This is a genomic window from Variovorax glucosi (assembly GCF_051216695.1).
In the GTDB taxonomy this organism is placed as follows: Bacteria; Pseudomonadota; Gammaproteobacteria; order Burkholderiales; family Burkholderiaceae_C; genus Variovorax.
Genome location: NZ_JBPJZE010000352.1, coordinates 1 through 1070, shown reverse-complemented (window position 1 = coordinate 1070; position 1070 = coordinate 1). Strand labels below are relative to the sequence as shown.

Below are 1070 nucleotides of genomic sequence, written 5' to 3'. Positions count from 1 at the left end.
TGCTGGTGGCAGCGGTGGCCGGCGTTATCACGCACGTGCCGGCGGGGCTCGGCGTGCTCGAGGCGGTGTTCGTGGCGCTGCTTGCGCACGAGGTGCCACAAGCGAAGCTGCTCGGCGCGCTGCTGGCCTATCGCGGCCTGTATTACCTGCTGCCGCTGGTGGTGGCCACGCTGGGCTACCTGGTCACCGAAGCGAGGGCCAGGCGGCTGCGCGTGCCGGCGAGGCCAAGGCGCTAGAAGTGGTAGGTGTAGCGCAGCTTGACGAAGTTCTCGCCCGGGTTCGGCTTCTTGATGCCGCCATTCGAGAAGTGCTGCAAGCGCAGTGACAGTTCGTGCTCGCCCTGCTCGCCAAAGCTGCGTCCCACGCCGAGCACTTCGGTGAACTGGAAGGCGGTGCTGAAGCTGCGGTCGGGCGTCTTGTAGACGTGGTCCATCACGCTGCCGCCGACGCCGCCTTCGGCAAACCAGGGCGAGCTGCCGTGGTCGAAGCGGTAGCGCCAGGTGTAGATCGCGCCGATCTGCGCGTAGTCGTGCGGGCCGTCGCCCAGCGCGGGCGCGTGCCAGTTGCTCAGGAACACGTCCCAGTAGGTTGTGAGCGCGCCTTCCTGCACCGGCTGGCGCAGTGACCACGGGAAGGTCATGCCCACCGTGGCCGAGTTGGTGCTGCCCATTTCGCCGTGCGGGGCGCGGCCCCCTTCGACATAAATACCGCGTGCGCTGTCTTCGAACGCATGGGCCACTGTGCCCAGCAGGCTGAAAAGGCCCGCGAACACGGCAGCCCGCAGGGGCGCGGAAGCGTGGAATCTCATGATGCGACTTCTAGATGCATGAAGTGGAAATAAGTCGACATCATTAATTTCTGCCGCGTTCGATATTCGATCAGCACGTAATTTCCACATCGGAAAGTGGGACTTGATCAACAAAAATGCAGAGTCAGATTTGTTGCGCTGCAGCATTTGCAGCCGGCGAAGCCTATAGTGGTCCGACCCCCTACAACGGCCTTCGAGCGCACGGCCCCACATGTCGTCTCTTACCTCCGCCGCCCGTCTGGCCAATCCGCGCATGCAGTGG

At 64.0% G+C, this 1070-nt stretch carries 1 protein-coding gene and 1 pseudogene; one reads left to right on the top strand and one right to left on the bottom strand.

Translation table 11 applies throughout. The annotated features are described in order from the left end of the window. Window positions 1–236, top strand: a pseudogene (locus ACSFA3_RS25595) (UPF0104 family protein); the annotation flags it as partial. On the opposite strand, the gene ACSFA3_RS25590 reads toward ACSFA3_RS25595, so the two are convergent. Further along, entirely contained in the window at window positions 233–808 is a 576-nt protein-coding gene (locus ACSFA3_RS25590; protein ID WP_435469713.1) for an acyloxyacyl hydrolase, read from the bottom strand. The pseudogene ACSFA3_RS25595 and the gene ACSFA3_RS25590 overlap by 4 nt on opposite strands. Window positions 809–1070 lie beyond the last annotated feature (262 nt).

Excerpts from the sequence above, each read along its gene's own strand:
- ACSFA3_RS25590 (WP_435469713.1), bottom strand. The coding sequence starts at position 808 with ATGAGATTCCACGCTTCCGCGCCCCTGCGGGCTGCCGTGTTCGCGGGC.